Here is a 15,733-nt window from a genome sequence, read left to right as displayed (position 1 = left end):
CAGTACCAGGCGCTGACGGAAGCGGCGCAGAAGCGCGACGCGCTGGTGCAGGACGTGGTGAAGGCGCAGCTCAAGCGCGAGCGGACGACGCTCAAGGCGCCGATCTCCGGGACGGTGCAGCAGCTGGCGGTGACGACGCTGGGGCAGGTGGTGACGGCGGGCCAGCCGCTGATGGTGGTGGTGCCGACGGACGGTCCGATCGAGGTCGAGGCGCAGGTGCAGAACAAGGATATCGGGTTCGTGCTGCCGGGGCAGGAGGCGGTGGTGAAGATCGACGCCTTCCCGTTCACCCGCTACGGTTCGATCGAGGGGCGCGTGGTGCGGGTGTCGCGCGACGCGGTGGACGACCGGGAGGCGGGGGGCGGCAGCGACGCGTTGTCGGTGGCGCGCAGCCAGGGGGTGAACCCGGTGACGGGCATGCCGAAGACCCAGAACCTGATCTTCCCGGTGACGGTGGCCTTGTCGCAGACCTTCATCAAGGCGGACGGGACGGACGTGGCGCTGACGCCGGGGATGACGGCGACGGTGGAGATCCGGACCGGGCGTCGCCGGGTGATCGACTACCTGCTGTCGCCGGTGCGGGAGACGACCTCGACGGCGGGACACGAGCGGTAGGGGCGGTGGGCGACGCGCCCTCTTGACGCTTACGTGATCGGCGCCGGGTTGAACAACGTCAGGTCGTTGTGCACCCCCCGGTCCCGCCGCCACAAGTGGCGCCCCTCGCCTGCTCGGGGCCACCCGACGCGGTCCCCCGGCCGCACGCGCCGTCGCGCCATCGACCGGTACCCGTTGCGCCCGGTCCGGCGCCTCTGGCGGGAGCACCGTCCGTAGCTGCAATCCGCGCCTGGGTCGACCAACCCTCATGCGCCGGAACGCCCGGCCAAGCCCACGCACGACGATGTCCGCGACCGCACCACGATGCCGCGTGCGGCACCGACCGTGCCGGATGGCACCGCGGGCTGCATGCTGCATCGCCGCCACGGGGAGCTCTCCGGCGCGGTTCCGACGCAGTCTCGGCCTCGGGGCCGGCTGACAAGCTCGCCCATGTGATGCGCGGCAAAGGCCACCCGTACCCCTCCACAAATAGGGCTTCACGCCATACCTATTTTGGTGAAAACAGAATCTGCGACTGCCGTGCTTCCAGGATAAGACGACAAAAGACCCAATCTATGTCGCTGAGAACTGCCGTGAAGGCTGTCGGCCGTTGTGATATATCCGGTTTAAGCCGACAATATCAATGGATTTTGGGTGCAACGATTGCGGAATTTTGAGAAAACATTCGCGTAATAATACGATAATATGGCAGTATATAACTATTGATAACATAGTTACTTGGTATATATATTCGTGAATATTTATTTGTTGCTGATTTTTGCTAAATTACACGACGGCGATATTGATGTCATCCATGCCGATCCCTCTTGGAAACAAGGGTCGTGCCTGCCATGCTGACGGTCGACGCCGGCGATAGCAGTCGAAAACTGACGGGTGTCCGGCGCTGCAAGCGCGTCTGAAAGGGGAGGCGGGAATGCACACATCACCGGGGTTCGCGCCAACGCGCGTGTTGATTGCCGACGGCTATCCGCTCGTCATTCGAGGTATCCGGAACTTGCTGGAGAAGGAGCCCGATATCACGCTCGTCGGCGAGTTTTCGTCACGCAACCAGGCCGTACAAAGCATCGTCGACTTGAAGCCGGATATCGCCATCCTCGAGACCGGCGTGCCCGGCCTGTGGGGGATCGACATGATCCGGCAATTGACCACGCAAGTCCCGACGACGTTCATCCTGGCGCTCAGCGCGCATGAGGAGCGGGTCTACGCGCAGCAGGCCCTTGCCGCCGGGGCGCGCGGTTACGTGGTCAAGCGCTCACCCAGCGAGACCCTGCTCCAGGCGGTTCGCGCCGTGAGGTATGGGGGGGTGTTCCTCGACCCCGCCCTCGCCGGTCAGGCATTGGACGCGCACCTTCGGGCAGGCCCAGAGGGTCGGAGCGGATCGCTGGCGGCGAGCTTGACCAACCGCGAGCGGGCGGTCGTCAAGTTGATCGCGCAAGGCTTCACGAACAAGGAAGTGGCGCTGAAGCTCGGCATCTCGATGAAATCCGCCGAGACATACCGCGTGCGCGCCGGAGACAAGCTCGACACCCGGTCGCGTGCCAAGTTCATGCAATACGCCATGATGCAGGGATGGATCAATATCGGCGCGCGCTAGAACAGCGCCCGATCGCGCGTTGCTATCGAACGCTGCTCTAGATCTTTGATTTGCCGTATTTTCTATGACAAGCCGATATGCACTTCGTCGGAAAATGATCCAGAGCACAGCCCGATCGTGGTGTGATCGGGCTGTGCTCTGGATCTTCGGTTTCGTCATCCTGCTCCGAGCGGATCAGCGCCTTTCCAGGAGACCGACCCCATCACCTCACATAGCGATCGGTCGAATAGAAACCGGGGTTCGAGCTGACGAAGTCGATCATCCGCGACAGCCCCTCGTCGATGGACACGTCCGGCTTCCAGCCGAGGGAGCGGCCGGCCAGACCGTTGTCCGAGATGAGCTTGTGGACTTCGCTCTGCTCCGGCCGCATGCGCTCCGCCTCGACCTTGATCGGCTTGTCCACGCCCATCAGCGCGAGGATCCGATGCGCGAACCAGCCGACGGAGTGCGTCTCGCCCGTACCGAGGTTGATGGTCATCCCCTCGATGCCGGGCTGGATCCCGGCGGCCAGGAAGCCCGCGACGGTGTCGGACACGTAGGTCATGTCGCGTTCCGGCGTCAGCGAGCCGAGCCGGATCTCGTCCCGCTCCACCGCCTGCGAGATGATCGTCGGGATGAAGGCGCGTGCGCTCTGGCGCGGACCGTAGGTGTTGAACGGCCGCAGCGTGACGACGGGCAGTCCGAAGGACCGATGATAGCTCTCGGCCAGCTTGTCGGCGGCGATCTTGGACGCGGAATAGGGCGATTGTCCCTGCAGCGGATGCTCCTCGTCGATCGGGGTGCGCAGCGCCGTGCCGTAGACCTCCGAGGTGCTGGTGTGAACGATGCGCCCGATCGCGTTCCGGCGCCCCGCCTGGAGGACGTTGAGCGTCCCTTCGACATTCGTCCGGACGTAGGTCCGCGGGGCTTCGTACGAATAGGGGATCGCGATCAGCGCGCCGAGATGCAGCACCACGTCGTGCCCCTCCAGCGCATTGTAGATGAAATCACTGTCCTCGAGGTTGCCGTAGGCGATCCTCGCCGCGCTCCTCACGTCCGGATCCAGGAAATTCAAGTTTCCGAGGGTCCCGCTGGAACTGTACCGCACGACCGCGGTGACCGTCGCGCCGCTCCGCACCAGGGCGTCGCAAAGATGGCTGCCGATGAAGCCGCCCGCGCCCGTTACGGCCACTCGCTTGTTCCGCCACACGGCTCTCTCCATTTCTGTCTGCTCGACAATGGATTTGCTGAAATCTAAAACAATCGCAACGTTGAAATGGCAGTACCACATGCGGGCACCCAATCATCCTTAATAGGTACGTGCTGTCTTGCGGTCTTTCATGATAGTTGTGGTGTTGGTCAATTCTCGTAGCCGGGCCCGGCGATGTGCAGAATTGCGCCGCCTTATTCGGGTTGGGCCGTAGAGGTGTGTTTCAGCTCGTGATGGATCGATGGTGCTTCGGAGCCCGATGCGAGTCATGCGACCTCCGATTGATTGCTCGGCGATTGCTGCGCAATCGCGTTCGCCATGCGGAAGTCGGCTTCGCTCGAGCGTGTGGAGCCCCCGGCTCGACCGCGCGGGCGGGTGAGACGAAGTCCGGAAGGGATCGTCCGGACTTCGTCTCATGGGCCCCGGCCGTCGCTCCGCTGCCCCGAGACGAGCACGGACGTGACGCCTGTCGGCCCGAACCGGGCAGGCTGCCGGGCGTCTCCGGCGGCCACCCGGCCCGCGATCCCGGCCCGCGACGGCGGGCGCCATCTCGATCAAGCGCAGGATCCATCGACCGTGAGCATGTCCTCGTCGATCTCAGCCGACCGTTGCGCCGAGGAGTCGGCACCCGCCCCCCGGCCGGCCCCCCGGGCGACGCGGTCCGGATCAGCCACCTGGTATCGCTACGTCCTGGAATCGATCGTCCTGGTCGGCTTGCTCGTGTGCGTCGATTACGTCTTCTTCGACGGACATCGGTTCTCCGGCATCAATCCGCGCCCCTTCTGGATCCCGGTCTTGTTGATGTCGGTGCAATACGGCTTGGCGGGCGGCGTGTTCGCGGCATTCACTTCGACATTGGCCTTGTATAGCGGGGAGTTGCCGTCGCAAATCGCGACACAGGATTATTATGCATATTCCCGCTTGATCGTGGCCGAGCCGACGAGCTGGCTGGCCTGCGCGCTGGTGCTCGGCGGGATGAGCAGCCTGCAGCTCGCGCATGCCTCCGAGGTGCGGCGCCAGCGCGACGACGCGCAGGCCGCCGCCGAGGATCTCGGTCACGGCCTCCGGCAGACGCTCTCGGATCTCGGCCGTCTCGAACTTCAGATCGCGGCCGAGACGCGCACCGCCGCGGCCATCGCGCGGGCCTTCGCCGGCCTGGATCCGGGCGGGCCCGAGCGGCTCGCGGCATCGTTCGCCGAGTTCGCGCGCCTGATCGTCGGGGCGTCCGACCTGACGGTGTACGGGCCGAGAGGCGGAGCGTGGGTCGCGCTCGGCCATGCGGGCGAGACGCGGGAGGAACCCCGCCTGCCGCGCCTCGGGGCGGACATCCTGCAAGGACAAGAGCCGGCCTCGCCCCGGCAACTGGAGGCGGGTGCGAGCCCCGCATGGCCCGACGGCGCGATCCTGGTCCCGGTCGTGGCGCGCGCCGGCGGCGAGGCCGTGGGATTGATCGTGGCCGAGGGGCTGCGGCCGGGAACGCCTGCCGCTTACGCCCTGCACTGTGCCGACGATCTCGCCCGGGGCCTGGGCGGACTCCTCGGCAACTGTCCGGGCGGCATCCCAGGCGTACTCCCGGAACGGAGCGTGGCCTTGGAGGGCGGCACGCGATGAGGCTCGAGGAGACCGGGGATTCCTTCGCGGACCCGACCATCGTGGCCGGACGAATGGTGCCGGAGGCCCTCCTCGTCGTCGTCGCGGGCGCGACCGCGGTCGGCGAGTGCGCCCTAGCGGCGGCCCTCCTGCGGGGGACCCTGGCGCCGACATCCGCGATCCTCGTGCACCTTACCGTCTCCGCCGTGATCGGCGCGTCGGCGGCGGTGGCACTCCGGCGCACGGCCTCGTCCGCGCTGGTCCATCTCGCCCTGTGGACCTTCACCGCGGGGCCGTTCGGGGCCGTCCTCGCGCTCGGCCTCATCGCCCTCGACGGCTCCGGACGCGCCAAGGCCGCCGACGGGGCGTTCGGCGACTGGCTCGATGCGGAGGTCGAAGCCCACGAACTCGGCGGGGTCGGACGGCTGCGCGACGACCTGCTCGACGGCCGCTTGCGGGCCGCGCCCCGTAACGCCGTCCGGCCGCTGCGCGACGCGCTCGACGGCCATGACCGGGCGGCGAAGTTCGAAGCGCTCGCCCGGGTCGGGCGCGCGTTCGATCCGGCCTTGTGCCCCGTGATCCATGCGGCCCTGCGGGACGCCGACCCGTCCGTGCGGGTCCTCGCATCGACGGTCCTGGCGAAGCTCCAGACCGCGCATGGCCGCGCGATCGCGTCGCTCCAGGAGGCCGTCGCGCACGGTCCGCGGGATCCCGCCGCCTGGGTCGCGCTCGCACGGGCCAGGCTCGACCTGGCGCGCTCCGGTCTCGTCAAGCCGCTGCAGGCACGCGCGGAACTGCTCGGCGGCCTCGACGCGGCGGAACGGGCCCTTGCCATCGCGCCCGGCCTCGCGGCGGCGCAAGCCCTGCGTCGCGACCTCCGCCTCACGCTCGCGGCCGCCGCCGCGCCATCGTCGGACGCCGTGCCATGAGCCGGGCCTCGACGAATCCGGTCCAGGGCCATCCTTCGGGCTCGCCCGCCGATATCTGCCTCCTGGTCGAGGGCGGCTACCCCTACCTGCTCGGCGGCGTCTCCTCCTGGGTCGACAGCTTCATCAGGAACCTCCCCGATCGCAGCTTCCATGTCGTCGCCTTCACCGTCTCGGCGCAGCCGCGCCGGCGGAAGTTCGACCTGCCGGGCAACGTGATCGCCCAGACGGACGTCGTCATCGACGATTGCCCCCCGGGCGTCATGCCGATGGTCCGGTCCGGTCGGAGGATCGAGGCGCTGGTGGCCGACCTGCGCGTGCTCCTGACGGAGGGGACCGGACCGGCCTGGACGCAATTCGCCCGGGAGATCGCCTCCAGCGGGCTCGCACAACGCGCGCTGCTCGATTCCCGCGCGGCCTGGATCGCCTTCCAGCGCATCTACGACGAGGTCATCCCGGGCGCGCCGCTGGTCGACGTGTTCTGGACCTGGCGGTTCCTCGCCCGCAGCGTTCTGGCCATCGCCACCGCGCCGATCCCGGCGGCGCGGACGTATCACGCGATCTCGACGGGCTATCCGGGCCTGTTCGGCGCGCGGGCCAAGGCGCTGACGGGCAACCCGTTCCTCATCACCGAGCACGGCATCTACACGAACGAGCGCCGGATCGAGCTCTCCATCGCCGACTGGATCTACGAATCGTCGGCGGCGGGGTACGACGTCGACAGCGCCGTCCCCGAGCTTCGCAAGCTGTGGCTGTCCGCCTTCAACGCCATGGCGCAGATCAGCTACGATTGCGCCGACCTGATCACGACCCAGTTCCGGGTCAACCAGCAGTACCAGATGCAGGACGGGGCCCCGCCGGCCAAGCTCCGGGCGATCCCGAACGGCATCGAACTCGCGCAATTCTCCACCATCGTCCGCAACCGCGCGCCGCGCCGCCCGACGGTCCTCCTCGTCGGCCGGCTGGTGCCGATCAAGGACATCCGCACCTTCATCCAGGCGATGGCGCTCCTGCGACGCGCCGTGCCCGATCTCGACGCGATGATCATCGGGCCGGACGACGAGGACCCGGCCTACGCCGCCGAGTGCCGGCACCTCGTCCAGCAGCTCGGGTTGCAGGGCACGGTCCGGTTCCTCGGGCGCGTCCCCGACGTGCGGTCCTATTTCGGCTCCGTCGACGTTCTCGCCCTGACGAGCATCAGCGAGGCGCAGCCGCTCTCGGTGCTGGAGGCGGGCGCGGCCGGCGTTCCGGCCGTCACCACCGATGTCGGGTCGTGCCGCGAGATCCTCGAAGGGCCGCCGGGCACCGGCCCGGAGGGGGCCGGCGGCTTCGTCGTCGGCGCCTGCGATCCCCAGGCGACGGCCGATGCGCTGGCCCGGCTCCTCCTCGATCCGGCCTTGCGCGACCGGATGGGAGAAGCCCTGCGCGCGCGCATCCACGCCGTGTTCGATCAGCGGCGCGTGATCGCGATGTACGAGGACGTCTACGACTCGCTCCTGCACCGATCGCCGGGCGAGTAACCAACCAGCGGAGAGGGCGGCATGGCCGGCATCGGGTTCGCGCTGGAGCGCATGACGACGGGGAAATCCCTGAGCAGCACGGCGGGTGCCTACCTCTATGCCGCCTTCCTGGTCGCGGGCCCCTGGATCTTCACCGTGCTGGCGATCGCGGGCGTCAGCTCGGCGGCCTGTACCGTCGCGGATTGCCTGGGCCTTCAGATCTTCCGGTCGATCATGATCTACAACACCTGCGTGACGGCGATCCTGACCGGGCCCCTGGCCTTCGTCTGCACGCGATACGTCTCGGACCATATCTGGATGAAGCGCTACGAGAGCATCGCCTTCAGCTTCGCGGCGGCGTTCGCGGCGTTCGCCGTGACGGCCCTGCTCGTCTGCGGCCCGTTCTACGTCTGGATGACGGACCTGTCGGCGCCGGAACTGCTGGCGGCCCTGCAGAACCTGATGCTCCTGGGGGCGGCCTGGCTGCTCATCCCCTTCATCGGGGCGACCCGCGGCTATCTCGCGGTGTCGGCCGCGTTCGCGGTCGGCGTGGCGGTCATGGTGTCGACCCTCCTGCTAGCGCCGGGCGAGGAGCCGGTGCGTCTCCTCGGCGCGTTCAATCTCGGGCTCTGCATCATCGATTTCGGCCTCGCCTGGCGCCTGGCGCGGGAATACGGCCTAACGCTGGTGCCGGACCGGGAGCTCCTGCGCACCGCCGCGATCTACTGGGAGTTGCCGGTGATCGGCCTGACCTTCGCGTGCGGCCTGTGGGTCGACAAGCTCGTCATGTGGGCCGCCGCGCCGATCGGGGTCGCCACCGTCGCCATGGGCCTGAGGACCATGCCGACCTACGACACGCCGATGTTCTGGGCCCAGCTCGCCGCGCTGCCGATCTTCGCGGTCTTCTTCGTCCACGTCGAGACCAACTTCTTCCGCTTGAGCCGGGCCTATTACGGCAGCCTCGCCCACCAGGTGAGCCGCAGGAACCTGTTGAGGATGCAGTCGCGGATGGCCGGCTTCGTCGTCTCGAAGGTCTTCACGCTGTTTCTCTCCCTGGCGGTGATCGCCCTGATCGCGATCCTCATCTCCTTCGTGGCGATCGAGCCGCTGGGCTTGCGGGCCAGCCAGATGGGGATCCTGCGGGCCGCCCTGGTCGGCATGGTGTTCCATACCTCCGCGGTGTTCTGCTTCGTGTTCCTCCTCTACTTCGATCTGAGGCGGTATGCGCTCGCGATCTCGGTCACGTATTTCGTGCTGAACGGTGCCCTGACGAGCGCGTTGCTGCCGCTCGGCTTCTCGTTCTTCGGCTACGGCAACCTCATCGCCTCGGCGATCACGCTGGTGCTGGCGATCGCGATCCTCGCCCGCGAGCTGTCGTGGCTCGATTTCCACGCCTTCATCACCAACAACACGTCGCTTCGCACCGAGCGCCGCCGGGTCGCCGCCGGCTCTCCGGGCGCATCGGACGGCGTCCCGTCATGAGGGGTGTCGGGCACTCCCTCGGCCGCGCTCCGGGAGGACGCACCATGCTGCGGCGGACGCTCCTCCAGATGCTGGCCTGCCTCGGTGCCGGCCGCGCCGCGGCCGCCGGGCGGCCCGCCCGCGCGGCCAGGATCGCGCAGCCCGACCTGGCCTGGGCGGTGTATTACGGGGAGGACATCGCGCTCGAGAGGCTGGCGGGCTACGACCTCGTCGTCCTCGATTCCGGCTTCAAGGGCGACGTGCAGCAGATCGTCCGGCAGGGCCAGGACCCGCTGTGCTACCTGAGCCTCGGTGAGATCAAGCGCTCCAGCGCGTGGTTCGCCGCCGTCGAGAATTCCGACATCCTGCTCCACGAGAATACGAGCTGGCCCGATACCTTCGCGTGCGACGTCCGACAGCGGGGCTGGTCGGCGCTGATCCTGGAGCGCGCCGTTCCGGCCATCGTCGGCCGCGGGTTCAAGGGGCTGTTCTTCGACACCCTCGACACGCCGCCCCATCTCGAGCAGCTCGATCCGGCGCGCTACGCGGGCATGCGCCTTGCCGCGCTCGACCTCGTCCGCGCGATCCGGCGATCGTTCCCCGATCTGGTCCTCCTGATGAATCGCGGCTACGCCCTCCTGCCCGAGATCAAGGGCGAGATCGACGGCGTCGTCGCGGAAAGCCTTCTGACGACATTCGATTTCAGCGCGAAGCAATACAGGTGGGTCGAGCCGGACCAGCTGATGTACCATATGCAGGCACTGGACGGATTGCGGAGCGAGCCGCCGACCCTGCCGGTCCTCAGTCTGGATTACTGGAACGGATCGGACGAGGGGACGATCCGCGAGATCTACGCGCGGGAGCGCGATCTGAACCACAGCCCCTTCGTCTCGGAAGTGCTCCTCGATCGGATCTTTCCGGAGCCGCCGCCCTGCCCCTGCCGGCCGGGCGAGGAGTAATTCGAAAGAATTACATCCAGAGATCACATCGGGACAAGGCATTCATCCGCTTTTCCCGCTGTCTAACGCCCCGGCGAGATTGTACCATCGGGTCGATTTTCCGAATGCTGAACCAAGACCGAGAGCGGCGCCCTTTCCGTCACGGGAGAAGGGGGCCGATGCCCGCGCCCGCATGAAAGGGTCGCGCGGCCGGGACGAGGCGAGGCATCGGAACGGGGCGACAGGCGCATGCGCGTTCGATATCTCCTCTGCCTCTGCGTCGGCATCGCTGGTGCGTCCGGCTACCTGCTGTTCCCGACGGCCGAGGAGCAGCTCGCCATGCTGGCCAGGGACGGCCGCACCAGCGAGGCGTCGGGCCGGCTGGCGGAGCTGCTCGCCCTGGCGCAGCGCGATCCGGCGCTCATGGCCGCGGCGGCGCGCGTGCACGAGCGATCGGGCCGGTTCAAGCGCGCGGCCGAGCTTCTCGAGCACTATGTCGAGCTGCGTCCGGCCGATACCCGCGCCCTCGACTGGCTCGCCTCCCTGTACGAGGCGGCAAAGGACCCGGCCGGGGCCGCCCAGGCCCTCGCGCGGGCCGTCAAGCTCGCGCCGACCCGTGCGCGCCTCTCCGCCCTGCTCGACCTCTATCGCCTGCTGGAGCGGACGGACGAGGAGCGCGCGCTCCTGAAGGAGACGACCGATCCCGAGCTCCTGCGCCCCGTCGACGTCGAGCGGCTCGGGGTGCTGCTGTCCTGGGCGGGCGAGCGGGACGCCGCGCTCGCCACGCTGCGGCGGGCGGATGCGCTGCTGCCCGCCGAGAGCGAGGTCGGCCGCTTCGTGCTCTTCGATCTCCTGATGACGTTCGGGCTGGCCGAGGAGGCGGCCGAGCGGGCGGAGGGCTGGATCGCGGGCTGGCGCGACAAGCCCTGGCTCGGCGTGCACGTCACCCGGTCGATGGCCCGGAGAGGGGATCGCGCCCGCGCCTTGTCCCTCGGGAGGCGGGTGCTCGAGGCAAAGCCCGACATCCGGTTCTACCTCGCGCGGGTGGTCGCGGAGGACGGCAACCGCCCGGTGGCGACGGCCCTTCTGGAGAGCTGGCCGGGCGGGCGGTCCGAACCGCCGGCGGACGAGATCGCGCAATATCTCGCGGCGGCCGAAGCCGTGGGCGACGTCGCGGCGCTCTGGCGCAAGGTCTGGGCGATCCTGAGCGAGCCGGCCTGGCCCGAGGCCCATGTCGCTCTCGCCGAGGCGCTCGTGCAGCGGCAGGGATTCGGCGTGATCGCCCCGATCCGGCGGGCGCTCTCCTGGGACGCGCTGCGGCGGCGGCCGCTCTTCGGGGCCAGGCTGGCGCTGCAGGAGGGCAACCCGATCCTGGCGAGCCGCCTGCTCGCGGGCGTGACGCTCGCCTCGCTCGCGCCGCCGGCGCAGCGGGAATGGGCCGCGCTGCTCGCCCGGACGCTGGGCGACAGGCAGGCCCTGGCGGTCCTGTCGGATCTCGGACGCCGCCGCGTCCTGCCGCCCCATCTCGTGCCCGAGCAGGCGCGCCTGGCCGCGAGCCTCGGGGACGTGACGGAGCACGGGCGGGCGATGGGCGAGCTTCGCCGCCTGGCGCAGGCGTCGGCCGGTCCGCCGCGGATCCCTTGATCGCCGGAGCGGCGGTGGTGGCGCGGCATCCTTGATCGTGGAAAGGGGGAGCAGGCCGATGATCGTGTCTCGTACCAAGCAGCGGGCGCTGGGCGCCCTCGCTTTCGCCGCGGCGCTCGCCGCAAGTCCGGCGCTGGCCGGCGACGGGTCGTTGCTGAAGATCGGCGACAAGCTCAAGATCACCGTCTTCGAGACCATGGACATCCCGAATCCGGGCGCCGGCGAGAAGGGCGCGGAGGCCGCCGCCGCGGTCACGCAGGCCTTCTACCAGCGCGTCGACCTGTCGGGAGAATACTCGGTCGAGCCGGGCGGCACGATCGCCATCCCGCTCTTCGGAGCGATCCAGGCATCGGGAAAGACCCTCGAGGCGGTGAGGACCGAGGTCGGCGCCGCCTTCGAGAAGACCTTCGGCCGCCGGGGCGGCGTCACCGTCGGCGTGACGCAGCGGGCACCGGTCTTCGTCGCCGGGGCCGTGCGGTCGCCCGGCGCCTTCCCGTATACCGGCGGCATGATGGTGATCCAGGCCGTGGCGCTCGCCGGGGGCCTCGAGAAGGACCAGGTGAGCGCCGCGCAGGCCATCGAGGTCATGCGGGAACTTGAGCGCCGGGCTGCCATCCGCGACCGCCTCAAGACCGCTCTCGCCCGCAAGGCCGCGCTCCTGGAGCGCCAGGGCAACGGCGGCGCCAACCCGGCTCTCGGCCGGCTCCTGGCGCTCGCCCCCGACGGCGAGGTCACGACCCTGCTCGCGGCGGCCGGCAGGGTCGCCCGGCTCGAGGCGGACCTCACCGCCAAGGAGGACGGCACCCGGCGCAATGCCGCCGAGGCCGCCGCCAACGAGGTGGACCTGCTGCACAAGCGCCACGCCGCCTTCGTCGCGCAGCTCAATGCGCGAGGCGAGAGGCTCAAGACGATCGAAGCACTCTACGCCCGCCAGATGGTGGAAAGCGAGCGCGTGGCCGACATCCGGCGCGACTTCATCGACATGGAGGCCCGCAAGCGGGAGTTCGAGGTCGGCGTGATGCAGGCCGAGTTTCGGCAGGGCGCCGCCAAGGAGGCGACGGATCAGGCCAATATCCGCCAGAAGCTGTCGGTGGAGAAGGAAATCACGCTTCTCGACGTCGAGATCGCGGCGGCCGAGCAATCCCTGACGACCTCCCTCAACATCGTCGCGACGTTCAACATCGGCCAGGGTGAGGCGACGATGCAGTATCAGATCGTCCGGATGGGGCCGTCCGGCGCCCAGGTCGTGACGGCGGAGGAAACGGACGCGCTCGAGCCGGGCGACGTCGTCAAGGTCATGACGGTGCGAAGCACCGGCCGGTCGGAGCGGGTCAAGGCCGCCGCGCGGTAGCGCGGTTCCGTCGGGGGCGGCCGCGCCGTCGCAGCCGGCTCGGATCGTCCCTCGGATCGCCCCTTGCCGTCGATCCCGCCCACGACAGGGGACGAGAGGCCCGGGATGAGACGCCAGGGAGGAGGTGCCGGGAGAGCCGGCGCGGATCTGCTCCTTAACGCCGCTGCCGCGAGGGCGTCGCGGGATCAGGCGCCCGGGCCGTCCTGGCCGGTGAGCGCCGGTCCCGCCGCCCCGTCGGCGATGTCTGGAATTCGCGCCGCGTCCGGGTCCCCGTGCAGCAGGGCTGCCGGGTCGAGGGCGGGGGCGTCCGTCGTGGGGTCGAGCCCGGTGACGAGCGCGACGTCGCTCGACCGAGGCTCGCCGAGAGAAGGCAGGCCGGATCCGCCCGGGGCCCCGACCACGTCCAAAGCCGCAAGCGGTGCCGGCGGCTCGCCGCCGGACGCGCCCTCGGCGGGCTTCGGCTCGGGCGTGAGCGGCGCCGGCCCCCCTGCGGGGGCGTTGGAGGGCGGAGCGGCCGGCCCTGCGAGGCCGTCGTCATGCATCGTCTGGCCGGGCCTGACGCCGTCCAGCGAGACCCCCTTGAGGTCGAGGCGCGCGATGTAGCTGCCCATGCCCGCGGCATCCGCCTTCGCCTGCACGTCGGCGATCCTTGCGGCCCCGTTCACATACTCGATCGCCACGACATCCTTGCCGGCCGCCTGCGCGAGCTTCAGGGCGTCGAGGGCCGACCGCGTCTCGGCCTCGGGCTGGGCTGCCGAGCCGTCGCTGTTGTAGAAGAGATTTTCCTTGAACAGTCCGTCGATGCTCGCGAGGTATTTGGGGTCCGTCAGCAATTCCTCGCCGCCATTGACCCATATCTTGAACGTCGGTGCCTTCGATTTTGCGTAGTCGCTCAGGTGCTCGACGAGGCTCTTCATCGCCGCCGCGGCATCGCCGCCGGGTGCGTTCCGCTCGGCCCATGGCAGCTGGAACTCGTCGACGACGTCGAAATACGCCCCGTCGTATCCCGCCGAGATCATCTTGTCGATCTCGGCCTGGGCGACCGCCTTCCAGTCGTCCGTCCAATACTTGACTTCGTAGTTGCCTTTCCAGTTCGGATCTTCGGGGCCGATGGCGGATCGCGGGATCGTGGGCCAGTACGACCGGTATTGTTCTGCCTCGCCGATGCTGAAATAGCCGAGCAGCAAGGCCGCTCCCGGTCCGCCGCCCATCTGCTTGACTTGCGTCGGGTCGAACAGCCGACCGGTATCGTCGTAGATCTCGACGACCTTCACGTCGAACGGCGCCGCGGCGACCTGCGCCGGATCGACGCCCTGGAGTACGTACATCCCTGTCTTCATCGTCATCTCTCCTGCCGCGATCGGCCGTAGGCCCGGCGAGATCGAAGCATTGCTTCAATGCGGGGCGTTCCTGAACCAGCCCTTCATCATGCCGTACTCGACGATCTTGGCGCGTGTCCTGACCCCCAGCTTGTCGATGGCGCGCCGTTTGTGAGTTTCGACCGAGCGCGCATTGATGCCGAGCCTGTCCCCGATCTCCTTGGCGGTGAAGCCCAGTGCGATCAGGCGCAGGACCTCCTCCTCCCGCGGTGCGAGCGGCCGGACCGTGATCGCACCGGAGGCCACCTTGCCGAGGCCGGCCAGCTGGAGTGCCTCGACCGGCGTTCCGCCGATCTCCGCGTCCAGGTAGACGCCGCCCGCATGCACCGAACGGATGGCATGGACGAGATGGCGGCTCGAGGCCCGCTTGAGCACGTAGCCGCGTGCACCCGCAGCGAGCGTTTGATGCACGATGTGACGGTTCGAGACGGTGCTCACGACGACGACCGGAACGGATAAGCCTTCCTGCTTGAGGAGGTGCAGGACATCGACCGCCGTGGTCTCGCTCAGGCTGACATCGTGCACGAGGATGTCGGAAACCGTAGCCTCGGCGAGGTTGCCTGCGTCGAGAAGGGAGGTGCCGCGGCCGACGATGCTGATACCGTTTTCCTGCAAGAGCAGGCATTCGAGCGCCTCCAGCACCAGGCGCTGGTCTCCTGACAGAAAGATCTTGATGCAGTCCGGGACTGGCCCAACCATATCAAATTTCCACCTACCATTTCGATGTCACGAAAATTCGCGATTTTGCGAAAAATGATTGATTTCGTAATGAAATATAAAATGTTGATTTGATTTTCATGGCCGGGTCGGCCTCGTTGCGGCGTGTCGGCGGCCGGCACGTCGTGCCGGCCGGCCTTCATGCGGCGGCCTTGCTCAAGGCGCCGACGATGTCGTCGACCACTTCCCCGACGAGGTCGCGGTCGTCGCCCTCGGCCATCACGCGGATCACCGGCTCGGTGCCGGACGGCCGGATGACCAGGCGGCCGCCCTCGCCGAGGCGCTGGCGCGCGCCCTCGATCGCCGTGACGACGCTGTCCTGGCGCAACGGCTCGCCGCCGGTGGCGTAGCGCACGTTCTTCAGCACCTGCGGCAGCGGGTCGAAGCAGTGGCACACCTCGCTCACCGGGCGCTGCTGGCGCTGTACCACCGAGAGCAGCTGCAGCGCCGCCACCAGCCCGTCGCCCGTGGTGGCGTAGTCCGACATGATGATGTGGCCGGATTGCTCGCCGCCGAGGTTGTAGCCGTGCCCGCGCATGTGCTCGAGCACGTAGCGGTCGCCCACCGCCGTGCGCACCATCCCGAGGCCGAGCCCCCCGAGATAGCGCTCGAGGCCGAGATTCGACATGATGGTGGCCACGATGCCGTTCTTCGACAGGCGGGCATCCTCCTGCCACGAGCGGGCGACCACCGCCATCAGCTGGTCGCCGTCGACCTGCCGGCCCTTCTCGTCGACCACCAGCACCCGGTCGGCGTCGCCGTCGAGGGCGATGCCGATATCGGCGCGCAGCTCGCGCACCTTGCCGATCAGGGCCTCGGGCGCGGTCGAG

Annotated in this window: 12 protein-coding genes and 1 pseudogene; 9 read left to right on the top strand and 4 right to left on the bottom strand. The window is 68.6% G+C overall.

Going from position 1 to position 15,733, the window contains the following annotated elements:
- On the top strand, positions 1 to 615 hold a 615-nt coding region (locus G4G93_RS34730; RefSeq protein WP_165091716.1), incomplete at its 5' end, for an HlyD family efflux transporter periplasmic adaptor subunit.
- Between the two features lie 913 nt (positions 616 to 1,528).
- Complete coding sequence (locus tag G4G93_RS34725; RefSeq protein WP_165091837.1) at positions 1,529 to 2,209, top strand: response regulator transcription factor; 681 nt, start codon at positions 1,529 to 1,531, stop codon at positions 2,207 to 2,209.
- Positions 2,210 to 2,411: 202 nt separating this feature from the next.
- Here the strand turns inward: G4G93_RS34725 and G4G93_RS34720 are convergent, their stop codons facing one another.
- Positions 2,412 to 3,479 (bottom strand): GDP-mannose 4,6-dehydratase, encoded by a 1,068-nt coding sequence (locus G4G93_RS34720; RefSeq protein WP_312892329.1) that lies wholly within the window; start codon positions 3,477 to 3,479, stop codon positions 2,412 to 2,414.
- A gap of 495 nt (positions 3,480 to 3,974) precedes the next feature.
- On the opposite strand from G4G93_RS34720, the gene G4G93_RS34715 reads away from it, so the two are divergent.
- The 7 genes from G4G93_RS34715 (at position 3,975) to G4G93_RS34685 (ending at position 12,807) form a co-directional block, all read left to right on the top strand.
- On the top strand, positions 3,975 to 5,009 hold the full coding sequence (locus G4G93_RS34715) for a hypothetical protein (protein ID WP_165091835.1): 1,035 nt from the start codon (positions 3,975 to 3,977) through the stop codon (positions 5,007 to 5,009).
- The gene (locus G4G93_RS34710) at positions 5,006 to 5,917 is read left to right on the top strand and encodes a hypothetical protein (protein WP_165091833.1); all 912 of its coding nucleotides are present in this window, start codon (positions 5,006 to 5,008) and stop codon (positions 5,915 to 5,917) included. Before G4G93_RS34715 ends, G4G93_RS34710 begins: the two co-directional genes overlap by 4 nt.
- Positions 5,914 to 7,434, top strand: coding sequence for a GT4 family glycosyltransferase PelF (pelF, locus tag G4G93_RS34705; protein WP_165091832.1), 1,521 nt, complete (start codon positions 5,914 to 5,916; stop codon positions 7,432 to 7,434). Before G4G93_RS34710 ends, pelF begins: the two co-directional genes overlap by 4 nt.
- A gap of 21 nt (positions 7,435 to 7,455) precedes the next feature.
- Positions 7,456 to 8,895 carry an exopolysaccharide Pel transporter PelG gene (gene pelG, locus G4G93_RS34700; RefSeq protein WP_165091830.1) on the top strand — a complete coding sequence of 480 codons (1,440 nt, stop codon included), beginning with the start codon at positions 7,456 to 7,458 and terminating at the stop codon, positions 8,893 to 8,895.
- Between the two features lie 44 nt (positions 8,896 to 8,939).
- Complete coding sequence (locus G4G93_RS34695) at positions 8,940 to 9,833, top strand: endo alpha-1,4 polygalactosaminidase (RefSeq protein WP_165091829.1); 894 nt, start codon at positions 8,940 to 8,942, stop codon at positions 9,831 to 9,833.
- Between the two features lie 228 nt (positions 9,834 to 10,061).
- Positions 10,062 to 11,456: a lipopolysaccharide assembly protein LapB gene (locus G4G93_RS34690; RefSeq protein ID WP_165091827.1), complete on the top strand. Its 1,395-nt coding sequence runs from the start codon at positions 10,062 to 10,064 to the stop codon at positions 11,454 to 11,456.
- A gap of 58 nt (positions 11,457 to 11,514) precedes the next feature.
- On the top strand, positions 11,515 to 12,807 hold the full coding sequence (locus tag G4G93_RS34685) for a polysaccharide biosynthesis/export family protein (RefSeq protein WP_165091826.1): 1,293 nt from the start codon (positions 11,515 to 11,517) through the stop codon (positions 12,805 to 12,807).
- 185 nt (positions 12,808 to 12,992) lie between these two features.
- Here G4G93_RS34685 and G4G93_RS34680 read toward each other — a convergent pair whose 3' ends face one another.
- The 3 genes and pseudogenes from G4G93_RS34680 to glmM all read right to left on the bottom strand — a co-directional run.
- Positions 12,993 to 14,147 carry an endo alpha-1,4 polygalactosaminidase gene (locus G4G93_RS34680; RefSeq protein ID WP_165091825.1) on the bottom strand — a complete coding sequence of 385 codons (1,155 nt, stop codon included), beginning with the start codon at positions 14,145 to 14,147 and terminating at the stop codon, positions 12,993 to 12,995.
- A 54-nt stretch (positions 14,148 to 14,201) separates the two neighbouring features.
- Complete coding sequence (locus G4G93_RS34675; protein ID WP_281409772.1) at positions 14,202 to 14,885, bottom strand: response regulator transcription factor; 684 nt, start codon at positions 14,883 to 14,885, stop codon at positions 14,202 to 14,204.
- A gap of 157 nt (positions 14,886 to 15,042) precedes the next feature.
- A pseudogene (glmM, locus tag G4G93_RS34670) lies at positions 15,043 to 15,733 on the bottom strand (phosphoglucosamine mutase); the annotation flags it as partial.

Origin of the sequence: Methylobacterium sp. DB0501 (assembly GCF_011043735.1) — a bacterium.
Lineage (GTDB): Bacteria > Pseudomonadota > Alphaproteobacteria > Rhizobiales > Beijerinckiaceae > Methylobacterium > Methylobacterium alsaeris.
This window is presented reverse-complemented; position numbering and strand designations above follow the sequence as displayed.

What these genes read in the sequence shown, in the direction of transcription:
- G4G93_RS34725 (WP_165091837.1), top strand. Translation starts at nt 1,529, where the DNA reads ATGCACACATCACCGGGGTTCGCGCCAACGCGCGTGTTGATTGCCGAC.
- G4G93_RS34720 (WP_312892329.1), bottom strand. Translation starts at nt 3,479, where the DNA reads ATGTGGTACTGCCATTTCAACGTTGCGATTGTTTTAGATTTCAGCAAA.
- G4G93_RS34710 (WP_165091833.1), top strand. Translation starts at nt 5,006, where the DNA reads ATGAGGCTCGAGGAGACCGGGGATTCCTTCGCGGACCCGACCATCGTG.
- pelF (WP_165091832.1), top strand. Translation starts at nt 5,914, where the DNA reads ATGAGCCGGGCCTCGACGAATCCGGTCCAGGGCCATCCTTCGGGCTCG.
- pelG (WP_165091830.1), top strand. Translation starts at nt 7,456, where the DNA reads ATGGCCGGCATCGGGTTCGCGCTGGAGCGCATGACGACGGGGAAATCC.
- G4G93_RS34695 (WP_165091829.1), top strand. Translation starts at nt 8,940, where the DNA reads ATGCTGCGGCGGACGCTCCTCCAGATGCTGGCCTGCCTCGGTGCCGGC.
- G4G93_RS34690 (WP_165091827.1), top strand. Translation starts at nt 10,062, where the DNA reads ATGCGCGTTCGATATCTCCTCTGCCTCTGCGTCGGCATCGCTGGTGCG.
- G4G93_RS34685 (WP_165091826.1), top strand. Translation starts at nt 11,515, where the DNA reads ATGATCGTGTCTCGTACCAAGCAGCGGGCGCTGGGCGCCCTCGCTTTC.
- G4G93_RS34680 (WP_165091825.1), bottom strand. Translation starts at nt 14,147, where the DNA reads ATGAAGACAGGGATGTACGTACTCCAGGGCGTCGATCCGGCGCAGGTC.
- G4G93_RS34675 (WP_281409772.1), bottom strand. Translation starts at nt 14,885, where the DNA reads ATGGTTGGGCCAGTCCCGGACTGCATCAAGATCTTTCTGTCAGGAGAC.